This is a genomic window from Polaribacter sp. KT 15, from assembly GCF_900143115.1.
Classification (GTDB): domain Bacteria; phylum Bacteroidota; class Bacteroidia; order Flavobacteriales; family Flavobacteriaceae; genus Polaribacter; species Polaribacter marinaquae.
This window is the reverse complement of record NZ_LT670850.1, coordinates 3,181,488-3,203,473: the sequence shown is the minus strand read 5'-3', so window position 1 is coordinate 3,203,473 and position 21,986 is coordinate 3,181,488. Positions and strand designations below refer to the sequence as shown.

24 protein-coding genes are annotated in these 21,986 nt (G+C 26.0%); 23 read left to right on the top strand and 1 reads right to left on the bottom strand.

Going from position 1 to position 21,986, the window contains the following annotated elements:
* Window positions 1-10 precede the first annotated feature (10 nt).
* From B5464_RS14235 to aroQ, 3 genes are all read left to right on the top strand, one after another.
* The gene (locus B5464_RS14235) at window positions 11-919 is read left to right on the top strand and encodes a hypothetical protein (RefSeq protein WP_079738932.1); all 909 of its coding nucleotides are present in this window, start codon (window positions 11-13) and stop codon (window positions 917-919) included.
* A 104-nt stretch (window positions 920-1,023) separates the two neighbouring features.
* A complete protein-coding gene (locus tag B5464_RS14230) occupies window positions 1,024-1,524 on the top strand; it encodes an outer membrane beta-barrel protein (RefSeq protein ID WP_079738931.1) in 501 nt (166 codons plus the stop codon).
* A 116-nt stretch (window positions 1,525-1,640) separates the two neighbouring features.
* Entirely contained in the window at window positions 1,641-2,054 is a 414-nt protein-coding gene (aroQ, locus tag B5464_RS14225) for a type II 3-dehydroquinate dehydratase (protein ID WP_079738930.1), read from the top strand.
* On the opposite strand, the gene B5464_RS14220 is transcribed toward aroQ, so the two are convergent.
* The gene (locus tag B5464_RS14220) at window positions 2,049-2,522 is read right to left on the bottom strand and encodes a GNAT family N-acetyltransferase (RefSeq protein WP_079739033.1); all 474 of its coding nucleotides are present in this window, start codon (window positions 2,520-2,522) and stop codon (window positions 2,049-2,051) included. The genes aroQ and B5464_RS14220 overlap by 6 nt on opposite strands.
* A 122-nt stretch (window positions 2,523-2,644) precedes the next feature.
* Between B5464_RS14220 and B5464_RS14215 the strand changes: the two genes are divergently transcribed.
* Genes B5464_RS14215 through B5464_RS14120 form a run of 20 tightly spaced genes read left to right on the top strand, consistent with a single transcriptional unit; the run spans window position 2,645 to window position 21,985 of the window.
* Window positions 2,645-3,517, top strand: coding sequence for an ABC transporter permease (locus B5464_RS14215; protein WP_079738929.1), 873 nt, complete (start codon window positions 2,645-2,647; stop codon window positions 3,515-3,517).
* Between the two features lie 2 nt (window positions 3,518-3,519).
* The gene (locus B5464_RS14210) at window positions 3,520-4,803 is read left to right on the top strand and encodes an ABC transporter ATP-binding protein (RefSeq protein WP_079738928.1); all 1,284 of its coding nucleotides are present in this window, start codon (window positions 3,520-3,522) and stop codon (window positions 4,801-4,803) included.
* On the top strand, window positions 4,800-5,489 hold the full coding sequence (locus tag B5464_RS14205; protein WP_079738927.1) for a WbqC family protein: 690 nt from the start codon (window positions 4,800-4,802) through the stop codon (window positions 5,487-5,489). The genes B5464_RS14210 and B5464_RS14205 overlap by 4 nt, the downstream gene beginning before the upstream one ends.
* Window positions 5,490-6,155 carry an acetyltransferase gene (locus B5464_RS14200; RefSeq protein WP_079738926.1) on the top strand — a complete coding sequence of 222 codons (666 nt, stop codon included), beginning with the start codon at window positions 5,490-5,492 and terminating at the stop codon, window positions 6,153-6,155. It abuts the gene before it with no gap.
* A 4-nt stretch (window positions 6,156-6,159) separates the two neighbouring features.
* Window positions 6,160-7,068 carry a hypothetical protein gene (locus B5464_RS14195; protein WP_079738925.1) on the top strand — a complete coding sequence of 303 codons (909 nt, stop codon included), beginning with the start codon at window positions 6,160-6,162 and terminating at the stop codon, window positions 7,066-7,068.
* A gap of 15 nt (window positions 7,069-7,083) precedes the next feature.
* Window positions 7,084-7,884, top strand: coding sequence for a phytanoyl-CoA dioxygenase family protein (locus B5464_RS14190; protein ID WP_079738924.1), 801 nt, complete (start codon window positions 7,084-7,086; stop codon window positions 7,882-7,884).
* A gap of 3 nt (window positions 7,885-7,887) precedes the next feature.
* A complete protein-coding gene (gene rffA, locus B5464_RS14185; RefSeq protein WP_079738923.1) occupies window positions 7,888-9,036 on the top strand; it encodes a dTDP-4-amino-4,6-dideoxygalactose transaminase in 1,149 nt (382 codons plus the stop codon).
* Window positions 9,029-10,174, top strand: coding sequence for a glycosyltransferase family 1 protein (locus tag B5464_RS14180; protein ID WP_079738922.1), 1,146 nt, complete (start codon window positions 9,029-9,031; stop codon window positions 10,172-10,174). The genes rffA and B5464_RS14180 overlap by 8 nt, the downstream gene beginning before the upstream one ends.
* On the top strand, window positions 10,155-11,360 hold the full coding sequence (locus B5464_RS14175; protein WP_079738921.1) for a glycosyltransferase family 4 protein: 1,206 nt from the start codon (window positions 10,155-10,157) through the stop codon (window positions 11,358-11,360). Before B5464_RS14180 ends, B5464_RS14175 begins: the two co-directional genes overlap by 20 nt.
* A gap of 52 nt (window positions 11,361-11,412) precedes the next feature.
* Window positions 11,413-12,258, top strand: coding sequence for a glycosyltransferase family 2 protein (locus B5464_RS14170; RefSeq protein ID WP_079738920.1), 846 nt, complete (start codon window positions 11,413-11,415; stop codon window positions 12,256-12,258).
* Between the two features lie 2 nt (window positions 12,259-12,260).
* Window positions 12,261-13,103 (top strand): glycosyltransferase, encoded by an 843-nt coding sequence (locus B5464_RS14165; RefSeq protein WP_079738919.1) that lies wholly within the window; start codon window positions 12,261-12,263, stop codon window positions 13,101-13,103.
* 6 nt (window positions 13,104-13,109) lie between these two features.
* Window positions 13,110-14,012 (top strand): hypothetical protein, encoded by a 903-nt coding sequence (locus B5464_RS14160; protein WP_079738918.1) that lies wholly within the window; start codon window positions 13,110-13,112, stop codon window positions 14,010-14,012.
* Window positions 14,003-15,007 (top strand): STELLO glycosyltransferase family protein, encoded by a 1,005-nt coding sequence (locus B5464_RS14155; protein WP_079738917.1) that lies wholly within the window; start codon window positions 14,003-14,005, stop codon window positions 15,005-15,007. Before B5464_RS14160 ends, B5464_RS14155 begins: the two co-directional genes overlap by 10 nt.
* Window positions 15,008-15,013: 6 nt before the next feature.
* The gene (locus B5464_RS14150; RefSeq protein ID WP_079738916.1) at window positions 15,014-15,943 is read left to right on the top strand and encodes an NAD-dependent epimerase/dehydratase family protein; all 930 of its coding nucleotides are present in this window, start codon (window positions 15,014-15,016) and stop codon (window positions 15,941-15,943) included.
* Window positions 15,927-16,958: a glycosyltransferase family A protein gene (locus B5464_RS14145; protein ID WP_079738915.1), complete on the top strand. Its 1,032-nt coding sequence runs from the start codon at window positions 15,927-15,929 to the stop codon at window positions 16,956-16,958. Before B5464_RS14150 ends, B5464_RS14145 begins: the two co-directional genes overlap by 17 nt.
* Window positions 16,958-18,085 carry a glycosyltransferase family 4 protein gene (locus tag B5464_RS14140; protein WP_079738914.1) on the top strand — a complete coding sequence of 376 codons (1,128 nt, stop codon included), beginning with the start codon at window positions 16,958-16,960 and terminating at the stop codon, window positions 18,083-18,085. The genes B5464_RS14145 and B5464_RS14140 overlap by 1 nt, the downstream gene beginning before the upstream one ends.
* Window positions 18,086-18,097: 12 nt before the next feature.
* The gene (locus B5464_RS14135; RefSeq protein WP_079738913.1) at window positions 18,098-19,129 is read left to right on the top strand and encodes an acyltransferase; all 1,032 of its coding nucleotides are present in this window, start codon (window positions 18,098-18,100) and stop codon (window positions 19,127-19,129) included.
* A gap of 5 nt (window positions 19,130-19,134) precedes the next feature.
* Window positions 19,135-20,133, top strand: a complete 999-nt coding sequence (locus tag B5464_RS14130; protein WP_079738912.1) for an N-acetylneuraminate synthase family protein — start codon at window positions 19,135-19,137, stop codon at window positions 20,131-20,133.
* Window positions 20,133-21,290 carry a UDP-N-acetylglucosamine 2-epimerase gene (neuC, locus tag B5464_RS14125; protein WP_079738911.1) on the top strand — a complete coding sequence of 386 codons (1,158 nt, stop codon included), beginning with the start codon at window positions 20,133-20,135 and terminating at the stop codon, window positions 21,288-21,290. Before B5464_RS14130 ends, neuC begins: the two co-directional genes overlap by 1 nt.
* Window positions 21,290-21,985, top strand: a complete 696-nt coding sequence (locus B5464_RS14120; protein ID WP_079738910.1) for an acylneuraminate cytidylyltransferase family protein — start codon at window positions 21,290-21,292, stop codon at window positions 21,983-21,985. Before neuC ends, B5464_RS14120 begins: the two co-directional genes overlap by 1 nt.
* Window position 21,986: the final 1 nt, after the last annotated feature.

Below are 21,986 nucleotides of genomic sequence, written 5' to 3'. Positions count from 1 at the left end.
GCAGATTTCTATGAATAAAAATATTATAGTTTTAGTTAGTTTATTAACCGTTTTTAATCTGTTTTCTCAAGATAGAAAAGAGTTTGATTATGAGTTGTTAGGCGCATTAGCGTTAGAATCTAACCAATTGATTTCTTATAAAATAGTTTTTAATGCTAAAGAAAACGGATTTATAGAAGGATATTCTTACACAGATTTATCAGGAGAAAATGAAACCAAATCATACATAAGAGGTTATTATGATGTGAAATCTAAAAATATTCAGTTTAAAGAAAGTGATATTTTATATACAAAATCTGAGTTTTTACCAGAAGAATTTTGTTTTGTAAGCTTTAAAGGGAAATTTAAAGGAGAAACTAAAAAAAAGCTCTTAGAAGGTAATTTTACAGGTATTTATGATGATAGAGATACTTGTGCAACCGGAAAATTAAAATTAGTTAGCACTAAGTTTGTTGAGAAAAAAATAAAAAAAGTATATAAGAAAGTAAAGAAGATTAATAAAGTTAAGAAAATTGACAGTGTAGTTATTGCCGAATTAGAGCCAGAAAATTATTTAAAAAAGTTTAGCGAAACAAAAATTAAATCGGGAGAAAAAGTATCTGTATTTGTTTATACAAGTAAACTTAAAATGGAAATTTGGGATTATGGTAAAGAAGATGGTGATGTAATTACGATACTTAAAAATAATAAACCAGTTTTAGAAAACTATGCTGTAACAAAAAAGAAGAAATCAATCACCTTAAATTTAGAAGATCACAATAACTTAATTAAAATTATTACAGTAAACTCTGGTAAATTAAAAACCAATACTGCAAAGTTAATTTTATACGATTTTAGAAGAGAATATGAGGTAGTTGCTGATTTAGAGGAAGGTAAAGAAGCTTTTATTAATATTGTGAAATTGAATGTTAAAAAGTAACTTTTAAATTAATTCATTTGAGTTAATTTAATTCCTTTTTGAGCAAATATTACGTGTAGAACCAAGATACTTTTGTAAGAGAATTTAAACTAAAATTTTTAATTATGAAGAAAGTATTATTTATTGCGTTTTTAGCAATTGCAGGTTTAGGTAAAGTAAATGCACAAGAAGGTGTTTTAAATGGAGGTTTTAATGTTGGTTTACCAACAGGGGACGTAAGTGATCTAACTAGTTTTACTTTAGGAGCAGAGTTAAATTATATGTTTCCGGTAGCTGAAGGTTTCACATTAGGACCATCTGTACAATATTCGCACTTTTTTGGAGAAGAAGTAGAAACTATTGGAGGTACATTTGATGTATCAGATTCTTCTTTCTTACCAATTTCTGGTGCAGCAAGATTTAACGTTTCAGAAAAATTTGTTTTAGGAGCTAACATTGGTTATGCTCTAGGATTAGATGAAGGAAACGATGGTGGTTTTTACTATAGACCAATAGTTGGTTACAAAATTGGAGATACAACACAATTAAATTTATCATATTCGGGTATTAGCAATGATAATCTAACATTTTCTAACGTAAGTTTAGGGGTAATGTTCGGAATCTAAGTTAGATTATTTATTATAATACACCAAAACGGAGGCAAATGCCTCCGTTTTTTTTGTAAAAAAAAACGGAGGCAAATGCCTCCGTTTTTTTTGTAAAAAAAATGTATTTTTGAAATATGAAAATAATTATAATTAACGGACCAAATTTAAATCTCTTAGGAAAACGTGAACCAGAAATTTATGGTTCCAAATCATTTGAAGATTATTTTAGAGAATTACAATTAAAGTTTGATAATATAGAATTGTTTTATTTTCAAAGTAATGTTGAAGGAGAACTTATAAATAAACTTCATGAGGTTGGCTTTAGTTATGACGGTATTATTTTAAATGCAGCTGCTTACACGCATACTTCTGTTGGTTTGGGTGATGCAATAAAAGGAATTGACACTCCGGTAATAGAAGTTCATATCTCTAACATTCATGCAAGAGAAAAATTTAGACAGCAAAGTTTTATTTCACCAAATGCTAACGGAGTTTTATTTGGTTTTGGTTTAAAAGGATATGATTTAGCAATACAGAGTTTTTTATAAATCAAGTTTCATTTTGATGTTTGCTCTTTCGTAGTGAACATCTTTTTCTAAAGGAATTTCAACAAATCCTACTTTTTTATATAGGTTTATGGCCGTTTCTAGTTTTCTGTGACTGTAAAGTATGATATTTTCCCATTTTTTCTCTTTAGCGAATAATATGCAATGATTTATCAATCTTTTACCAAACTGTAACCCTTGATATTCTTCTAAAACTGCCATTTTACTTAATTCAAAATAAGATTTTTGGTTGATAAAAGCTGCAGTACCTATAATCTTAGAATCCAGTTTTATAAAAAAAATAAAACCACCATTATCAATAATATATTCTTTAGGATTACTTAAAACTTTTTCGTCATAAGGCTCAACATAAAAGAATTTTTCTAACCAGTTAACATTAAGATTATAAAAATCTTTAGAATACCTATTTTCAAAAGAAATAATTTCAAACGGTAAAATTTTATGAGACATAGAATTTTTATGATTTAAGCTAAATAAGATAATATTAAACGTAAAAATAATACCTTTCAACGAAAGACAATGGTTAATCTATTTAAAAAAATTATATTTGTATTAGCCCTATAAAATAAACAATGCAAAAAGATAAATGGCTTTTTGAAATAACGCCAAAAAACAATTTATTAGACTTAAACTTAAGAGAAGTTTGGCAGTATCGAGATTTACTTCTTTTGTTTGTAAAAAGAGATGTTGTTACGTTATATAAGCAGACAATTTTAGGTCCACTTTGGTATCTAATTCAACCATTATTTACCTCTGTAATATTTACGTTGGTATTTAATAATATCGCTGGTATTACAACGGGTGAAATTCCACCTTTTTTATTCAATTTAGCGGGTGTAACTACTTGGAATTATTTTAAAGAATGCTTAACAGCTACTTCTGATACTTTTAAAAAAAACGAAGCAATTTTCGGTAAAGTATACTTTCCGAGAGTTATAATGCCGATGTCAATAGTGATTTCTAATTTGTTAAAATTTGGTATTCAAATATTTATATTTGTTTGTTTCTATCTTTATTATGTTATTTCAGGATATGACATATTACCAAATATATATATATTGTTTTTTCCTTTATTGATAATTGCAATGGGGATGATTGGTTTAGGCTTAGGGATGATTATTTCATCTATGGTAACCAAATATAGAGATTTAACTTTTTTAGTATCTTTTGGTGTTCAGTTGCTGATGTATTTATCAGCAGTGATGTATCCTTTAGATTTAATGAGAGAAAAGTTGATTGATGTTAAAAAAGGAACTGATTATTCTTGGGTTGTAGATGTAAATCCAATTGCACATTTAATAGAATTTGGTAGATTTATACTTTTAAGTGATGGTGATTTTTCTTCTTTCGGAATTGTCTATACATCAATATTTACAGTTATAATTTTCTTTTTAGGATTATTGATTTTTAATAAAACAGAAAAAACTTTTATAGATACTATTTAAATATGAGTAAGGAAGTTATTTTAAAAGTTGAAAATTTATCTAAACAATATCGTTTAGGAACCTTGGGTACAGGAACAATAAGCCATGACTTAAATCGATTTTTAGCGAAAATTCGTGGTAAAGAAGATCCGTATTTAAAAATTGGTGAATCTAATGACAGAGCATCTAAAGGAGAATCTGAATATGTTTGGGCGTTAAAAGACATAAATTTTGAAGTAAAAAAAGGAGAAGTTCTTGGAATTATTGGTAAAAACGGAGCGGGAAAATCTACATTATTAAAAATACTTTCTAAAGTAACTGGTCCAACCACAGGTTCAATAAAATCAAATGGTAGAATTGCTTCTTTGTTAGAAGTTGGTACTGGTTTTCATCCAGAAATGACAGGAAAAGAAAATATATTTTTGAATGGGGCAATTCTCGGAATGACAAAAAAAGAAATAGCATCTAAACTAGATGAAATTATTTCTTTTTCTGGTTGTGAACGCTATATAGATACACCTGTAAAGCGTTACTCAAGTGGAATGAAAGTACGTTTGGCTTTTGCAGTTGCTGCACATTTAGAACCAGATATTTTAATTGTTGATGAAGTTTTAGCTGTTGGAGATGCAGAATTTCAAAAGAAAGCAATAGGTAAAATGCAAGATATTTCACACGAAGGAGGTAGAACGGTTTTGTTTGTTAGCCATAACATGTCTGCTGTAGAATCTTTATGTACAAGAGCTATATCTTTAGAAAATGGAAAGGTTAAATTTTCTGGAAATACAACTAAAGTTATTTCACAGTACTTAAATGATAGTATTTCTAAAAATAGAAAATTGGAAACTAAAAATATTGAAGAAGCAATTGGGAATTCTAATATTAAAATTACATATGCAGCTATAGAAAATGCTTCTAGTGATGACTCTAATGCTATTATAGATGTTACTTCTTCTATAAATTTAAGGTTAAAAATTTTAAACTTAACCAATGAAGAAAATATTTCTGTTGGATTCGATTTATTAACTACTAAAGGAGATGTTGTTTTTGGATCTGGAGGGAAGTTTTTTTGTAATAAAAATAAAGAAACTGAGGTTGTTTGTAAGATTCCTTCAAATTTTCTAAATGATAACCAATATCAAATATTCATGTATTTTCATACTTCAACAATGAAAGACTTGTATAGTAACAGAGAGTTATTAACTTTCGAAGTAAAAGATATTAAAAGGGATTTGGGATATTTAGGTAAAATTAATGGTTTAATTAGACCAAAATTAGGTTGGAGTATTAATGGTGAAAATTTTTTATGAAAAAAGTTCTAATTTCTCAGTCTAATTACATCCCTTGGAAAGGATATTTTGATGCTATTTCATTAGTAGATGAATTCATTATTTATGATGAAATGCAATATACAAAAAGAGATTGGCGAAATAGAAATAAAATTAAAACAGCACAAGGTTTAAAATGGTTAACAATACCTGTAGAAGTTAAAGGTAAATATTTGCAAAAAATAAATGAAACAAAAGTTTCTGATAAAAATTGGAATGTTAAACATTGGAATTTATTAAAAGAAAATTATAGTAAAACCCTTTTTTTTAAGGAAAATAAAGATTTTTTTGAAGAATTGTATTTGAACTTAAATCATAAGTATTTAACAGAAATAAATTATAAATTTATTTCTGCCATTTGTCATTATTTTAATATTACAACTACTATTAAGTTTTCTTCAGACTATGAACTAAAAGGAAATGCAACTGAAAAATTAATGTATTTATGTAAAGATTTGAATGCAGAAATTTATTATTCTGGACCAGCAGCTAAAAATTACTTGGATGAAAGTATTTTTAATACAAACAATATAAAGGTAGAATATTTAGATTACTCTAATTATAAAGAATACATTCAACTTCATGCGCCATTTAGACATGATGTTACTATATTAGATTTAATTTTTAATGTGGGTAAAAATGCTAGCCAGTTTTTAAAATATATTTAGATGAAAACAAAAAATATAATTATAATAGGAAATAAAAGTAATGCTAAATTGGCACATTATTATTATACCAATGATTCAGAATATAATGTTGTAGCTTTTTCTGTACATAAAAAATATATAAAAGATAAAGAATTTTGTAATTTACCGGTAATTGCTTTTGAAGAAATAGAACAAAGATTTCCGCCAAAAGAATATGATGCATTTGTTGCTATTGGTTATACTGATATGAATAACCTTAGAAAAAAAATGTATCAACTAACTAAAGCAAAAGGTTACAGTTTGCCAAATTATATTAGTAGTAAATGTTCTTTTTTGACAAACGAATTTATTGGAGATAATAATTTAATATTAGAAGATAATACAATACAGCCTTTTGTTTCTATAGGTTCTAATAATGTTTTTTGGTCAGGTAATCATATAGGACATGATGTAAAAATTCAAAATCATTGTTTTATTACCTCACACGTTGTAATATCTGGATTTACAGTTATTGAAAACAATTGTTTTCTTGGTGTAAATTCTACTTTTAGAGATGATATAACAATTAAAGAATACACCTTAATTGGTGCTGGTGCAGCTATCATGAAAAATACAGAAAAAGAGAGTGTTCATCTTGCTCCGAGGCCAGTAAAATTAGATAAAAAAAGTATTAGCTTAAAAATTTAAACATATGAATTGGAAAAAAGAAGGTCAGATTTTTGAAGTAGATTCTAATAATCCAGATTTAATTTCTCACGCATCTAATCCTTTAGCAATTCATTTAAAAGATGATATTTTTAGAGTTTTTTTTAGTGCTCGCAATATCGATAATAAATCTTCAATTTCATATGTAGATATTGATTTGATTAAAAAACAAGTCTTATCAAAACCAAGCAAGACCATAATTAAATATGGTTCTGAGGATAGTTTCTATTCACACGGAATTAGTATTGGTAATATGTATGAAGGTATAAATAATGAATCATTTATACTTTTTATGGGTTGGCAAATAAGAGGTAATACTCATTGGAGAGGAGATATAGGTAGGTTACAGTTGATTAATAATAGAACTGAATTAAAATTGAATTCTGAAAAGGCATTTATGGTTTGTGATAAAGAGGATAAAATAAGTTTGTCATATCCTTTTGTTTTTTTTGATGAAGGAATATTTAAAATGTGGTATGGATCTACGATAGATTGGAGTTCAGAAAATGGGGAAATGATTCACGTCATAAAGTATGCAACTTCAAAAGATGGTGAAAACTGGAAAAAACATGGTATTGCAATTCCTTACAAAATTGGTGAAGCTCAAGCATTCTCTAAACCTACTGTTTTAAAAAACGAATCTGGTTATCACATGTGGTATTCATATAGAAGTGGTAATGGTGAAAAGTATAGAATAGGATATTCTTTTAGTAAAGATGGAATAAAATGGGATAGAAAACATCATTTAACTGGTATTGATATTTCTAATTCTGGTTGGGATAGTGAAATGGTTTGTTACCCTTTTGTTTTTAATCACAAAAAGGAAACATATATGTTATATAATGGTAATAGCCATGGTAAAGATGGTTTTGGTTTAGCTATATTACAAAAATAAATACATATTTAAATTATGGAAAAGTCATATGGTGTAAATAATCAAACTCAAATAAATAATGAGATTGACTCCTATTTAGAAGAATTAAAAATTAATGGATTTAGTGTAATATCAAACGTTCTCACAGATAAAGAATTAAACAATTCTAGAGAAAAGTTGGATGAAGTTTATGAAATTCAGAAAAACAAAATAGGAGAAGAACACCTACTATTAATTAATGAAAAAAATACCGTTAGATGTCCATTAATTTATGATGATTTTTTTCTAACAATTGCTAGAAAAGAAATAGTTTTAAATATAATTGAAAAAATACTTGGTAGTTATTTTATACTTCATCTTCAAAATGGTATTATAAATAAACCTAATAGAGAGCATCATCAAAGTTCTTGGCATAGGGATTTACCATATCAAAATTTTGTAATAACTAATCCATTAGCAGTAAGTGCCCTTTATTGTATTGATGATTTTACAAAAGAATCTGGTTCAACATTTGTTTTACCATTTTCTCATAACGTTGTAACTATACCATCTAATAATTATGTTGATAAATACAAAAAACAGCTAATCGCTAAAGCAGGTTCTGTTATTTTGTTTGATTCTATGCTTTTTCATAAAGCAGGTTATAATGTTAGTGCTTTTACAAGAAGAGCAATTAATAACGTGTATTCAACTCCAATTTTAAAACAGCAAATAGATTTAAAAGAAGCTTTAAAAGGAAAGTTTTCTGATGATGAAAAAGTTTCAAAATTTTTAGGATATCATTCTAATTCAGCCGATAACGATTTTGATTGGAGGATAAAAAGAGTTAAAAGATAAAGAATGAAAACATATAATCATATAGCATTCAACAAACCTTACATGACAGGTAATGAGTTGTCCTATATAGAAGATGCAGTTCGTTCTGGAAAAATTTCTGGAAATGGAAAGTATACGAAACTATGTCAAGAGTTTTTTCAAGAAAAATTTAATTTTGGTAAGTGCCTTTTAACCACTTCATGTACTGATGCACTTGAAATGGCTTCTATATTAATCAATATTAAACCAGGAGATGAGGTAATAATGCCTTCTTATACATTTGTATCTACTTCTAACGCTTTTATTCTAAGAGGTGCAAAAATTGTATTTGTAGATTCTACAAAAGAAAGTCCAAATATAGATGTTTCTAAAATTGAACAATTAATTACTAAAAAAACAAAAGCAATAGTACCTGTTCATTATGCTGGTGTAGCATGCGATATGGATGAGATAATGCGTTTGTCTGAGAAATATAATTTATATGTAATAGAAGATGCAGCTCAAGCAATTAATAGTTATTATACTAATAATAAGGGAGAAACAAAAGCTTTAGGTTCTATTGGGCATTTTTCTACTTTTTCTTTTCATGAAACTAAAAATATAATTTCTGGAGAAGGAGGAATGTTAGTAGTTAATGATAAAAAATTTAAAGATAGAGCAGAAATAATTTGGGAAAAAGGTACCAACAGAAATGCTTTTTTTAGAGGGGAAGTAGATAAATATGGTTGGGTTGATATTGGATCTTCTTTTCTTCCATCAGATTTAATTGCTGCATTTTTGTGGGCTCAACTAGAAAAATTAGAAGATATACAGCAAAAAAGAAAATCTATTTGGAACTTATATTTTAATGAATTAAATGATTATTGTCAAGAAAATGATATTATTATTCATAAAATTCCAAAACATAAAACTAATAATGCACATATTTTTTATTTAGTTTTTAATTCTTTAAAAGAAAGAAATTCAATGATTAAGAAATTGAATAATAAAAAAGTTAACGCAGTTTTTCATTATTTAAGTTTGCATAAAAGTGAGTTTTATAAAAACCATTATAATGGTGAGGAATTACCTTGGTGTGATTTTTATTCTAATACACTTTTAAGATTACCTTTATATTTTGAACTTACAAATGAAGAAATTAAAACAATAACTAGTATTATAAAAAATGATTAAAAAAAAGATATTATTTGTTGTTGCTGAATTTTTTAAGGGAGGAGCAGAAAGGTATGCATACGAAATAGATAGGGTACTTGATAAAACGAAGTTTGAAGTTACTATTTTGTGTTTAAATAATAAAAATCAAAAAATTGACAACTGGGAAAGGTTTTATGATAAAAAACATTCTGAATTAGGAACTAAAATTATTTTCTGTGATAACTTTTTGAATATAGAGAGACCTATTCTTAATAAAATTAAAAGAAAATTAAAAATCAAAACTAAAGGTAGAATTAACCATAAAGCAATGATTTCTTTTTTATCAAAATTTGATATTTTACACTGGATGGGGGAATATACTTTTTATCATAATTTACCAGATAGTTTATTAAGAAAAAGTATTGTTAATACGATGTCTGCAAAATTTCAAAATCCAAGTTTATACGATAAGTTTAATTTTGATACAAACTACACTTTTATGTCAGGTTTTTCTGGTGAAGAATTTAAATATGAATATGGCGATTTTACTAAAATAAAACATTATTTTTTCCCTCTTGTGTTTAAAATAGAAAATGAGAAACCCAAATGGAATTTTTTAAGAAATCCTGATATTAAAAAAATTGGAATTTTTACAAGATTAGATAAATATAAGCCTTTAGACCCTTTTTTTTATGCTTTTCAGTTATTACTGTCAGAAGATATAAATGTTGAGTTACATGTTTTCGGAAGTGGTGACCCTGAAGAAGAAGGAATGAACATTAAGTTGAAAAATTTAGATATTTCAGAAAAAGTTTTTTTTAGAGGTCATCAAGAAGATATTACAAAAACAGCAATAGAAGAACAATTAAATTTATCTTGGTTTCAAGGTTATAATAATAATAGACCAGCAGGATATGCCGGTTTTGATATTTGCTCAGTAGGATTACCATTAATTTGTTGGGATTTCTTTCATGAAAAAATAAAAGAAGAAAACTACATTTATCCTCATTATAAAAATTTGAAAAAATTTGTAGAACATAGTTTAAAAATTATTAATAATAAAGAAGAAGCAATTAAGCTATCTCGTTTACAATTTAATAAAGTAAAAGATAATAGGGATTCTTTAAAATATATAAAAAAATTAGAACGTATTTATAATGAAATTAATGTCAATTAAATGGTTTAAGTTTTTGCCAGCTAAAATAAATTCCTTTATTAAATTATTTGTTTTTTTTTTTACTGAGTCTAAGAAGATTAAAAATTCAGAAATAATATTTTTTTTTCCTTTTTATCATACAGGTGGTGCAGAGAAAGTACATATAGATATTGTTAATTGTTTCAATAAGAATAATACATATATCTTTTTTCTTGGAAAATCATCATCTGATTACAATAAAAAAAATTTTATTAAAAATAGTAATTACTATGAAGTATTTGAGTTTTTAAATAGAAGTAGATTTACAAAAAAAATATTTTTAGAGGGTTTATCTAAAATAATTAATAATAGTATTTATAATAAAACATTATTTTCAAGTAATAGTTCTTTTTTTTATACTTTAATTCCTAATATTAATAATAATATTAAAAAAATTGATTTGATACATGCTTTTTCCTATCCAGATTTTGGATTAGAAATTTTCAGTATACCATATGTTTCATATTTAACAGAAAGAATTGTTATAAATAACAGAACATATTCAGATTTTAAGAAACTTTACCATAAAAATAATTTAAATATTTATTTAGATAGAATAAAAATTATTCAAAATGGTATCTCTTTAAAGAAAATAAAAATGCCAATAAAAGAAGATGAAAAAATAAAAATATGTTATGTTGGTAGATGGTCTAAAGAAAAAAGACCAGAACTTTTTTTAAAAATAGCAAACAGAATACTTCAAGAAAATTCAAATTTTGAATTTTCTTTTGTTGGTACAGATGATGTGATTCATCAAGAAAAAATAAATGACAATGGTGTAATTAACATAGGTGAAGTTAAGAGTACTAAAGATTTAGATAAATTATATAAAAAGTTTCATTTTATATTAGTAACTTCATATAGGGAAGGTTTTCCAATGGTTTTAATGGAAGCAATGAGTTTTGGAGTAGTGCCAATTTGTACTAATGTCGGAGGGATTAGTGAACATATATTTGACTCTGAAAATGGTTTTTTAATTGAGAAGAATCAGAATGAAGAGGAAATTATATCTAACTTTATAAGTGTTATTCAATCAATAAGTATGACATTAGATTATCCTTTGTTATCAAAGAATGCTTATAATTATGCTCAAGAAAATTTTTGTATCCAAAAATTTAAATCTAGTTATAAAGAACAACTTTTAGGAGATCGTTATAAAAAAAAATAAAATTCTATTAATATAATCTATCATTCAATTTTAAAAGATATAATAAATTTAAATGAAATCTAAAACACCTAAAGTATCAGTTGTTATTCCTTGTTATAACGATAAAGATTATATAATCGAAACTATAGATTCTGTATTAAATCAGTCATATCAGGATTTTGAAGTTATAATTGTAGATGATGGATCGAATAATGAAACAAAAGATTTTTTAAGAAAAATTAATAATGATAAAGTTTCTATTTTAGAACAAAAAAATCGTGGTTTAAGCAACGCAAGAAATAACGGGTTTAAAAAAGCAAGAGGAGAATATATTCTTACAATAGATTCAGATGATACTCTAGATGCATCATTTTTAAGAAAAGCAGTTTTAATTTTAGATGAGAAAGATTCTGTAAAAGCGGTCTCTTCTTATTGTAATATTTTTGAAGGAAATTATCATATCACTCAGAAGCATAAACCCAAAGGTGGTGGTATAAATAATTTTTTATTTGATAATAATAGTACATCATTTGCATTAATTAGAAAATCTAGTTGGGAAAAAGTTGGAGGCTATGATGAGAAAATGATTCATGGTTTTGAAGATTGGGAGTTTTGGATTTCCATGACTAAGAATGGGGGTACTGTGTATATGATTCCTGAGTTTTTATTTAATTACAGATATAAACTTATTTCTATGTCTAAAGATTCAAAACAAAATCATCGAGAAAAAAACTTAAGTTATATTTATAAAAAACATAGCGATATTTATTCTAAGCATTTTTCAGAATTAGTTGATTTTTTAGCTGACCTTGCAGCAAGAAATAAAAGAAACGAAATTAAATATAAAACATCAATAGATTATAACATTGGTAAAGTTATTTTATTTCCTCTTAGAATTTTAAAGAAAATATTTTTATAACTATGGATATAACAAATAAGCTTGTAAGTGTAGTAATACCAACCTATAATAGAGAGAAATATTTAGAAGAGGCAATTGTTAGTGTTATTGATCAAACGTATAAAAATTTTGAAATTATAATAATTGATGATGGTTCTGATTATAAATATGTAGAATCAATTTGTAAAAAATTTGAAAATTGTTATTATTATTATAAAAAAAATGGAGGGCTTTCATCTGCAAGGAATTATGGGATAAAAAAAGCAAAAGGAAGTTATATTGCTTTTTTAGATGATGATGATTTTTGGAGAAAAGATAAGTTAGAAAAACAAGTAGCTATATTAAATAGTTTTAGTGATGTAGACTGTGTGCATTCAAGTGCTTCAGTTGTTAAAGAAGATGGAGTAGAAACTGGTGTTATTATTGGTGCTTCAGCTAATAAAGCTTATAAGAGAACTGGTTATGTTTTTTGGAATGCATTAGGTGTTTGGGTTGTAAAGTCACCAACTCCTCTAATTAGAAAAAAAGTATTTACAAAAGATTTATTATTTGATGAAACGATCAAGGTTGGAGAGGATATTGATTTTTATCAAAGAATGTTTTATCGTCATAAAGTTGTATATATAGATGAGCCATTAGCTTACTATAGAGAATATGCAGATGTGAAAAGACTTTCGCTTCAAAAAGAAAAATATATTGGCATAGAAAAAAAAATGTTGTCAAATTTTAAGAAGATGGGAGTGAAATCATTAATAACCATTTTAAGAATTAAATACAAGTTAGCAAAATCAATAATTAATAAAAAAGGTGTTAAAAAAAGTAATTTATTTTTATTTTTATTTATGCCTAGTTATTACATTAAATAAAATAATATGAGCAAAGTTGCTTTAATAATAATTTACAATCATCAGTATAATAAGAATATAGAAGTTTTAGATAAGTTATATGGAGATAGGTTTAGTAATATTTTTCATTTAGTACCTTTTTATAAGGGAACCAAAGAGAATGTAATTTCTGTTTATGAAAATTCTTACTATTTTCAAGGTTACGTTAGTCAGGGGCTAAGTTCATTTTTTAAAGATGAATATGTGCATTATTTTTTTATTGGAGATGATTTGTTACTAAATCCAAAGATAAATGAAAGTAATTATACAGAAAATTTAAAATTAGATAAGGATACTTCATTTATACCAGGTTTTATGTCTTTACACAAATTAGATTTTTTATGGCCTCATACTAAAGACGCTTTAAATTATAATTTATCTATAGATGGTATTGAAGCTAAGAGTATGCTACCTAATTATGAAGAGGCTATTTTATTATTTAAAAAATTTAATTTAGAAATAGATTCTTTAAAATTTGAACAATTATTTAATAGACCTCTTCTAAGATACAATTTTAAAGCATTAAAAAGATTTATTGCGTATCATTATAAAAAAAGATTAAATAAAGAGTATAATCTTTCTTATCCAATTGTTGGTAGTTATTCTGATATCTTTGTAGTAAGTTCAAATACGATTAAGGATTTTTGTTTATACTCAGGAGTGTTTTCAGCAACAAATATGTTTGTCGAGTTAGCTATTCCAACAGCTATGGTTTTATCTGCAAAAAAAATTGTTACAGAGAAAGATTTAGACCTTCAAGGAATAGCTTTATGGAGTATGGAAGATTATAAAATATTGGATAAGTATAATTATAATTTAAATGGTTTACAAAATGATTTTCCTGAAAAATATTTATATATTCATCCAATAAAATTATCAAAATGGAAATAAGAAATAAGAACAATCATATAGTAATTACATCAATTAATGAACCTACTGAAGGGGTGCTTTTATTTTCTAAAATGAAAGATTATAAATTAATTGTAATAGGAGATAATAAGTCTCCAGAAAATTGGTTTTGTAAAAATGTAGATTATTATTCTAGTACGAATCAATTGAAATTAAATTTTGAATTAGTAAATATACTTCCTTATAACCATTATTGTAGAAAAATGATAGGTTATTTAATTGCTATTAAGAATGGAGCAGAGTATATTATTGATACTGATGATGATAATATACCAAAACTAGATTGGTGTTTTCCTGAATTTGAAGGAACGTATGAAACTATTGAAGAAAACAAAGGGTTTGTTAATATATATCAACTTTACACTAAAACTAAAATTTGGGCTAGAGGTTTACCTTTAAAACTTATAAATACAGATTTTAAACTTGAGGATTTTTTAGAAGAGAAGAAATGTAATGTAGGTATTTGGCAAGGTCTTGCAGATGGAGACCCAGATGTTGACGCTATATATAGATTGACAAACGATGAGCCATGTTTTTTTAATAATAGAAAACCTGTAGTTATAGGGAAAAACACAATAAGTCCATTTAATACTCAAAATACTATCATAAAAAAAGAACTATTTCCTTTATTATATTTACCGACTTATGTTACTTTTAGGTTTACAGATATTTTGAGAGGGCTTGTTGCTCAACCAATAATGTGGTTATATGGCTACGAATTAGGTTTTACAAATGCAACAGTTGTTCAGAAGAGAAACCCTCATGATTATATGATTGATTTTATTTCTGAAATACCTATGTTTGAAAACTGTGAAAAAGTTGTTGAAATAGTTTCTGAAAATATTTATAAGGATAAAACAATAGAGTTTAATCTTTATAGTGCTTATAAAGCATTATTAAAAGAAAATATTATTGAAAAAAGAGAGCTTTTAGTTTTGAGTAAATGGTTAGAAGATTTGAAAAAAATAAATTTATAATATAAAATGGCAAATATTTTAGTTACAGGTGGTGCAGGTAATATTGGTAGTTCCTTGGTCAATAAATTAGCAGAAAACCAAAAAAATTTAATTGTTATTTTTGATAATCTTCTTACTGGAAGTAAAAGTAAAATACCAAAACTTAAAAATGTTATATTTATAAAAGGAAATGTAAATGACTATAACGATATCTCTGCAGTCTTTCATAGATATAATTTTAATTATGTTTTTCATTTTGCTGCAGTAGTTGGTGTTCAAAGAACTCTAAATAATCCTCTTTGGGTCTTAGAGGACATTAAGGGCTTTGAAAATATCTTAAGTTTATCAAAAAACACTAATGTATCTAAAGTTTATTTTTCATCATCTTCTGAAGTATATGGAGAGCCTTTTGAAATACCTCAAAATGAAAAGACAACTCCTTTAAACTCTAAATTACCTTACGCAATTGTAAAAAATTTGGGAGAATCTTATTTAAAGTCATATTACCAAGAATTCGGTTTAAAATATTCCATTTTTCGTTTTTTTAATACCTTTGGACCCAACCAAAGTGAAGATTTTGTAATTCCAAAATTCATTAAATTAGCAAAATCAAATAAAAATATTACCATTTTTGGTGAAGGAAAACAAACACGTACCTTTTGTTATATAGAAGATAATATAGACACGATATTAAAAATACACGAAAACTCTTTAGTAACTAATGATGTTATTAATATTGGAAATGATAGGGAAATAACTGTTTTAGAACTTGCTAAAACAATTATAAAAGTAACCAATAGTAAATCTAAAATTGTTTACTTGCCGGCTCTAAAAGAGGGTGATATGCTAAGAAGATGTCCAGACGTTACTAAAATGAAATCAATTCTTCAAAGAGATTTATTGCCTCTAGAAGACGGAATAAAAAAACTAATTAAACAATATGAGGTTAGGAATTAATCCAGAAAAAATAGATAGAAAAATTACAATAACTAATTATCATAGAATAATTATCCCTGTATATATTCCTCATTTTAATGATTATTTTAAAGATTCTTTACAAGTATTTAAGTTATGTATAGAATCTATTTTATTAACAGTACATTCAAAAACAAGAATTACTATTTATAATAATAATTCTCATTCAGAAATAAAAAAACTAATTGATGATCTTTACGATAATAATGAGTATATAGATCAGGTTTTTCATTCAAAAGAAAATGTAGGTAAAATAAATGCTTTACTTGCTGCGGCGAAAGGTAATTTAGAACCTTTAATTACAATTTCTGATGCAGATGTTTTATTTAAAAATGGATGGCAAGAAGAAGTAGAAAAAATATTTTTTAATTTCCCAGAAGCAGGTATGGTTAGCCCTGTACCTTCTAGTAAAGCAATGATTGGTTATACCGCAAATAATTGGTCTTATGCTTTATTTAAAGGGAAATTAAAGTTCCAAAATGTATTCGATTCTGAAGCTATGCACAAGTTTGATTTGAGTTTAGGAAATAAAGAATTAATGTATAAAAAAGTACATTTAGAAAATTATCTTGTTTTAAAAAATAAAAAAAATAACGCAGAAGCTGTAATGGGATGTGGACATTTCGTAGCTACAATAAAAAGAGAGGTTTTTGATAAAGGTAGTAATCAACCTGCTTTTATAAAGATTGTTGGAGGTGTAGAAAATAAATTTATAGATTTACCAAACGAGAAACTAGGTTATTTAAGATTAGCTACTAAAGGTAATTATGCATATCATATGGGTAATTTTTCTGAAAATTGGATGTTTGAAGAGTTTAAAAATCTAAATAAAGAAAGTTATCTAGGTTCAGAAAAACCAGTTTTTGAAAACAAAAAAATGAATTCATTTTCTACAATGTTAGGAAAAGTATTTGTAAAACTTATGAAAAAACAACGAATTAGATTTTTTATACTAAAGAGATTTGGATTAAAAAATGTTAAAGAATATACTTTATAATGGGGCTTAAAAAGGCATCAAATATTAAAGTAATTTTAATTTCTCAAATAGAATTACCATATTCTAAAATTGGTAGTTGGTCAACTATTTATGATAATTATTTAAGAAGTGAAGTATCAATTGTTGACACCATTATTTGTCCAAGACCGGTTTCATTTTATAATAATATTAGCTATAGTTTTTTTGATTTTTCAAACAGTTTTTTAACACGGATAAAAAATAAACTTAAAATACAATCAAAGTGGAGTTCAGTATTTAAAGCCTTGGCTCTAACTTTAAATAAAAACGATCAGTTTATTATCAAAGTTATTGATAATATCGGAATTATTGAGCCTTTAAACCAATTTTTGATAGATAAAGGCCTAAGAAATAAATGTAAAATTTTATATTTTTATCATGGTCATGCACCAATTATAGAACGTAATAAAGGAGGTTTCTTTTTTAATAAAATTGATAACCTAATATTTTTAACGAATTTATCTTATCAATCTTTTAAAAATTATTATTTAGAACTTTCTGTAGAATGTAAAGTTTTGCATAATGGTATTGATACAAGTATTTTTAAAACAATAGGAGCCAATAATAAAACTGAAATAAAACGAGAATTAAATCTAGAAAATAAAAAAATATTTTTATGGTGTTCTAATGATAGTCCAAAAAAAGGGTTAGATTTTATTATAAAAATTTGGAATGATGTTTATCCGAAATATAAAAATGATATAGTTCTAATTGTTATTGGTTCTAACAGAAATATAGAAGTCGAAGGTGTTTTAAACATGGGGAGAATTCCAAATTCGAAGTTATCTAAGTACTATCAAATTTCTGATTGCTATCTTTTTCCAACTTTGTGTCAAGAAGGTTTTGGAATGAGTTTAGTTGAAGCAAAATATAGTGGATGTTTTTGTATAGCATCTAAAATTGGTGGTGTACCAGAAGTTTTAGAATTTGGTAAGTATGGTAATTTAATTGAAAACCCACATATTAAAGAAAGTTGGACTGTTGCTATAAATGAGTATTTAGAAAATAAGTATATTAACACTCCGTTTCCAGATGAATTATATTCTATGCAAACTTGGAATATTAATATGAACCGAATTCTTAATGATGTCAAAAGTAGTTTTATTTAAATTTAAATTTAAATGAGAATAGAACAATTAACATTTACCAGATTTTTAGCTGCAATATCAATTGTAATTTTTCATTACGGTCATAAAAGTTTTTTATTTAATAATAAATATGTCGATTTTGTTTTTGAACAAGCAAATATAGGTGTAAGTTATTTTTTTTTACTATCTGGTTTTGTAATGATAATAGCTTATCACAAAAAAGAATCAATTAAACCAGTACAATATTTAAAGAATAGGTTCGCAAGAATTTATCCAATTTATTTATTTGCTATAATCTTAGTCTTATTAGGTCAAGTTTTAACAAACAATATACAGCTAACTAATTTATTTCTTAATCTGTTTTTAATTCAATCTTGGTTACCAGATAAAGCTCTAACTTTTAACCCTCCAGGTTGGTCTTTATCTGTTGAATTGGTTTTTTATGTATTATTTCCATTTTTGTATAATAATTTATATAAGAAATTAAATCTAAATAAAATTGCAATTTGTATACTTTTATTTTGGTTTGTTTTTCAAGTGATATATCATTTATTTATAAATACAGAAAACCATTTATTTAGGAAATTTTTAGTTTATAATCCTTTAATGCATTTAAATGTCTTTTTTATTGGAAATGTTTCTGGCTTATTGTTTATGAAGTATTTTAAAGATAAGAAGAAGAATTATAATTTACTTATTTTATGTATTATTGTATGTATTTTATTAGCTTTAAAATTTGATTTTGGTTTAAATTATCACAATGGTTTATTATCCATTTTATTTATCCCATTTATTCTTTTGCTATCTATGAACAACAGCAGGTTAACTAAGTTATTAAATAAAAAGGGTTTTATTTTTCTAGGTGAAATAAGTTATGGTATATACATATTACAATTTCCAGTATTTTCTTTAGTTAGCGCATATAGTTTAAAAAAATATTTAAATATTTATGATGAAACGGTATTATTTTTAATAAGATTAGTAATTTTAATTTTATTATCAAGCATTACCTATAAATTTATAGAAAAACCATTACAGGTATATATTAAGAAAATAAATAAATAAATTCTATGACCTATATAATTGCAGAAATTGCTCAAGCACACGAAGGTAGTATTGGTATTTTACATTCTTATATCGATGCAGTTGCTAAGACAGGAGTTGATGCTATTAAGTTTCAAACACATATTGCAGCGGCAGAAAGTAGTATTCACGAACCATTTAGAGTTAAGTTTTCAAAACAAGATAAAACTCGATTTGATTATTGGAAAAGAATGGAATTTTCTTTAGAGCAATGGCACCATATCAAAGAACATTGTGATGAGGTTGGTTTAGATTTTTTAAGTTCTCCTTTTAGTAATAAAGCTGTAGATTTATTAGAAGAAGTAGGTGTTTCTAAATATAAAATTGGTTCTGGTGAAATTACAAATCTATTGTTGCTCGAAAAAATTGCAAAAACAAAAAAACCAGTTATAATTTCTTCAGGAATGAGTTCTTTTGATGAATTAGATACCACAGTAGATTTTTTAAAAGGTAGAGAAGTAGATTTTTCCATATTGCAATGTACTACAGCATACCCTACAAAACCAGAACAGTATGGCTTTAATGTTATTAAAGAACTAAAAGATAGGTATAAAGTAAAAGTAGGTTTTTCAGATCATTCATCATCTATAGAAACTTCTATTGCAGCAGCAGCATTAGGTGCAGAGATATTAGAATTTCATGTAGTTTTTGATAAAGAAATGTTTGGGCCTGATTCTAAATCTTCCTTAACTATAAGCGAAACAACAGAATTGGTAAGAGCAGTTAGAAAAATATCGACAGCTTTAGAATATCCAATTAATAAACATAAAAACGATCAATTCTTTGAATTAAAAAAAATTTTTGAAAAAACTTTAGCAATTAATAAAGATCTAAAAGAAAATCATATTTTAACTTTTGATGATTTAGAAGCCAAAAAACCAAGAGATAAGGGTATTTTAGCAAACGATTTTAAAAATGTTATTGGTAAAAAGATTACCAAAGATTTAAAAAAATGGGATTTTTTAACCATTGATGATATCACATAATGATAAATAATAGAAAAATTTGTGTTGTAATTACTGCTAGACCATCATATAGTAGAATTAAGACAGCTTTGGATGCAATAAAAAATCATCCAAAGCTAGAATTGCAATTAGTTATTGCAGGTGCAGCATTGTTGGAAAGATATGGTAATGCAGTAGATTTTATAAAAAATGATGGTTTTGAAATTACAGAAAAGGTTTTTATGGTATTAGAAGGTGAAAATGCAGCTTCTATGGCTAAAACAACAGGTTTAGGTGTAATGGAGCTTGCAAATGTTTTTTATAAATTAAAACCAGATGCCGTTGTTACTATTGCTGATAGATTTGAAACCATTGCAACCTCTATTGCAGCATCTTATCAAAATATTCCTTTAGTTCACATACAAGGTGGAGAAGTTACCGGTAATATCGATGAAAAAGTAAGACATGCTAACACTAAATTAGCGGATTTACATCTTGTTGCTTCTGAAGACGCGAAAGAAAGAGTAATTAAATTGGGTGAAAACCCTAGTAAAGTTTTTAATACCGGTTGCCCGTCAATAGATTTAGCTTTTAATGTAAATAAATCTCCGGATTTAAATTTTGATCCAATAGAAAAATATGGGGGAGTTGGAGAAAATATTGATTGGGAAAATGGTTATTTAGTAGTAATGCAACATCCTGTAACTACAGAGTATACATCTGCTAGAAAAGATGTTGAAGCAACATTAGAAGCTATTTACAAATTAAATATGCCAACTTTTTGGTTTTGGCCAAATGTAGATGCTGGTTCTGATGGTACTTCAAGTGGAATAAGATCCTTTAGAGAAAGAGTAAAACCCAAAAATATTCATTTTTTTAAAAACATGGAGCCAGAAGATTTTTTGAGATTATTAATCAATTCTAAAACACTTATTGGAAATTCTAGTGTAGGTATAAGAGAATGTTCTTATTTAGGAGTTCCTGTAGTAAATATTGGCTCTAGACAAAGTAGGAGGCAACGTGGCTTAAATGTTATTGATGTTCATTATGATAAAGAAATAATTAAAACAGCCATTTTAGATAGTATTTCTAAAGAATATGAAAGTGAATTTATTTATGGTGATGGTAAATCTGGAAAAAAAATTGCAGAAATTTTAGCTACAGCAGAATTAACTTTTCATAAAACAATAGAATATTAATGAAAATTTTAGGGATTATACCAGCTAGAGGAGGATCTAAAGGACTTCCTAGAAAGAATATAAAAATGCTCGGTGATAAGCCTTTACTTCAATATACATCTGAAGTTGCTTTAGAAAGTGATAAACTAGACCTTGTAGTTTTAAGTTCTGATGATGATGAGATTATTGATATTGGTAAAAGGTTGGGATTAACAATACCTTTTAAAAGACCGCAAGTATTAGCTGAAGATAATTCGTCTAGTTTATCTGTAATTAAACATGTTCTAAATTTTTATTTAGATAAGAATGTACATTTTGATGCTATTTGCTTATTACAAGTAACTAGTCCATTTAGAACAAAAGAATTTCTAGATAAAGCGATTGAAACGTTTATAAATAATAAATCAGATTCTTTAGTTTCTGTATTAGAAGTTCCACATGAATATAATCCACATTGGACTTTTAAAGATAATGAAAAAGGTTTATTAGATATTTCTACAGGAGATAAAAATATTATAAGTAGAAGACAAGATTTACCAAAATCTTATCATAGAGATGGTAGTATTTACATTACAAAAACTTCTGTTATTTTAGATGAAAACTCTTTATATGGTTCATCAATTTCTTATATTGTTTCACCTAAGGAATATTATGTAAATATCGATACGGTTAAAGATTGGGAGAAAGCAGAAAATTTATTAAATAATATTTCTTAAT

Excerpts from the sequence above, each read along its gene's own strand:
- B5464_RS14235 (WP_079738932.1), top strand. The coding sequence starts at position 11 with ATGAATAAAAATATTATAGTTTTAGTTAGTTTATTAACCGTTTTTAAT.
- B5464_RS14230 (WP_079738931.1), top strand. The coding sequence starts at position 1,024 with ATGAAGAAAGTATTATTTATTGCGTTTTTAGCAATTGCAGGTTTAGGT.
- aroQ (WP_079738930.1), top strand. The coding sequence starts at position 1,641 with ATGAAAATAATTATAATTAACGGACCAAATTTAAATCTCTTAGGAAAA.
- B5464_RS14220 (WP_079739033.1), bottom strand. The coding sequence starts at position 2,522 with ATGTCTCATAAAATTTTACCGTTTGAAATTATTTCTTTTGAAAATAGG.
- B5464_RS14215 (WP_079738929.1), top strand. The coding sequence starts at position 2,645 with ATGCAAAAAGATAAATGGCTTTTTGAAATAACGCCAAAAAACAATTTA.
- B5464_RS14210 (WP_079738928.1), top strand. The coding sequence starts at position 3,520 with ATGAGTAAGGAAGTTATTTTAAAAGTTGAAAATTTATCTAAACAATAT.
- B5464_RS14205 (WP_079738927.1), top strand. The coding sequence starts at position 4,800 with ATGAAAAAAGTTCTAATTTCTCAGTCTAATTACATCCCTTGGAAAGGA.
- B5464_RS14200 (WP_079738926.1), top strand. The coding sequence starts at position 5,490 with ATGAAAACAAAAAATATAATTATAATAGGAAATAAAAGTAATGCTAAA.
- B5464_RS14195 (WP_079738925.1), top strand. The coding sequence starts at position 6,160 with ATGAATTGGAAAAAAGAAGGTCAGATTTTTGAAGTAGATTCTAATAAT.
- B5464_RS14190 (WP_079738924.1), top strand. The coding sequence starts at position 7,084 with ATGGAAAAGTCATATGGTGTAAATAATCAAACTCAAATAAATAATGAG.
- rffA (WP_079738923.1), top strand. The coding sequence starts at position 7,888 with ATGAAAACATATAATCATATAGCATTCAACAAACCTTACATGACAGGT.
- B5464_RS14180 (WP_079738922.1), top strand. The coding sequence starts at position 9,029 with ATGATTAAAAAAAAGATATTATTTGTTGTTGCTGAATTTTTTAAGGGA.
- B5464_RS14175 (WP_079738921.1), top strand. The coding sequence starts at position 10,155 with ATGAAATTAATGTCAATTAAATGGTTTAAGTTTTTGCCAGCTAAAATA.
- B5464_RS14170 (WP_079738920.1), top strand. The coding sequence starts at position 11,413 with ATGAAATCTAAAACACCTAAAGTATCAGTTGTTATTCCTTGTTATAAC.
- B5464_RS14165 (WP_079738919.1), top strand. The coding sequence starts at position 12,261 with ATGGATATAACAAATAAGCTTGTAAGTGTAGTAATACCAACCTATAAT.
- B5464_RS14160 (WP_079738918.1), top strand. The coding sequence starts at position 13,110 with ATGAGCAAAGTTGCTTTAATAATAATTTACAATCATCAGTATAATAAG.
- B5464_RS14155 (WP_079738917.1), top strand. The coding sequence starts at position 14,003 with ATGGAAATAAGAAATAAGAACAATCATATAGTAATTACATCAATTAAT.
- B5464_RS14150 (WP_079738916.1), top strand. The coding sequence starts at position 15,014 with ATGGCAAATATTTTAGTTACAGGTGGTGCAGGTAATATTGGTAGTTCC.
- B5464_RS14145 (WP_079738915.1), top strand. The coding sequence starts at position 15,927 with ATGAGGTTAGGAATTAATCCAGAAAAAATAGATAGAAAAATTACAATA.
- B5464_RS14140 (WP_079738914.1), top strand. The coding sequence starts at position 16,958 with ATGGGGCTTAAAAAGGCATCAAATATTAAAGTAATTTTAATTTCTCAA.
- B5464_RS14135 (WP_079738913.1), top strand. The coding sequence starts at position 18,098 with ATGAGAATAGAACAATTAACATTTACCAGATTTTTAGCTGCAATATCA.
- B5464_RS14130 (WP_079738912.1), top strand. The coding sequence starts at position 19,135 with ATGACCTATATAATTGCAGAAATTGCTCAAGCACACGAAGGTAGTATT.
- neuC (WP_079738911.1), top strand. The coding sequence starts at position 20,133 with ATGATAAATAATAGAAAAATTTGTGTTGTAATTACTGCTAGACCATCA.
- B5464_RS14120 (WP_079738910.1), top strand. The coding sequence starts at position 21,290 with ATGAAAATTTTAGGGATTATACCAGCTAGAGGAGGATCTAAAGGACTT.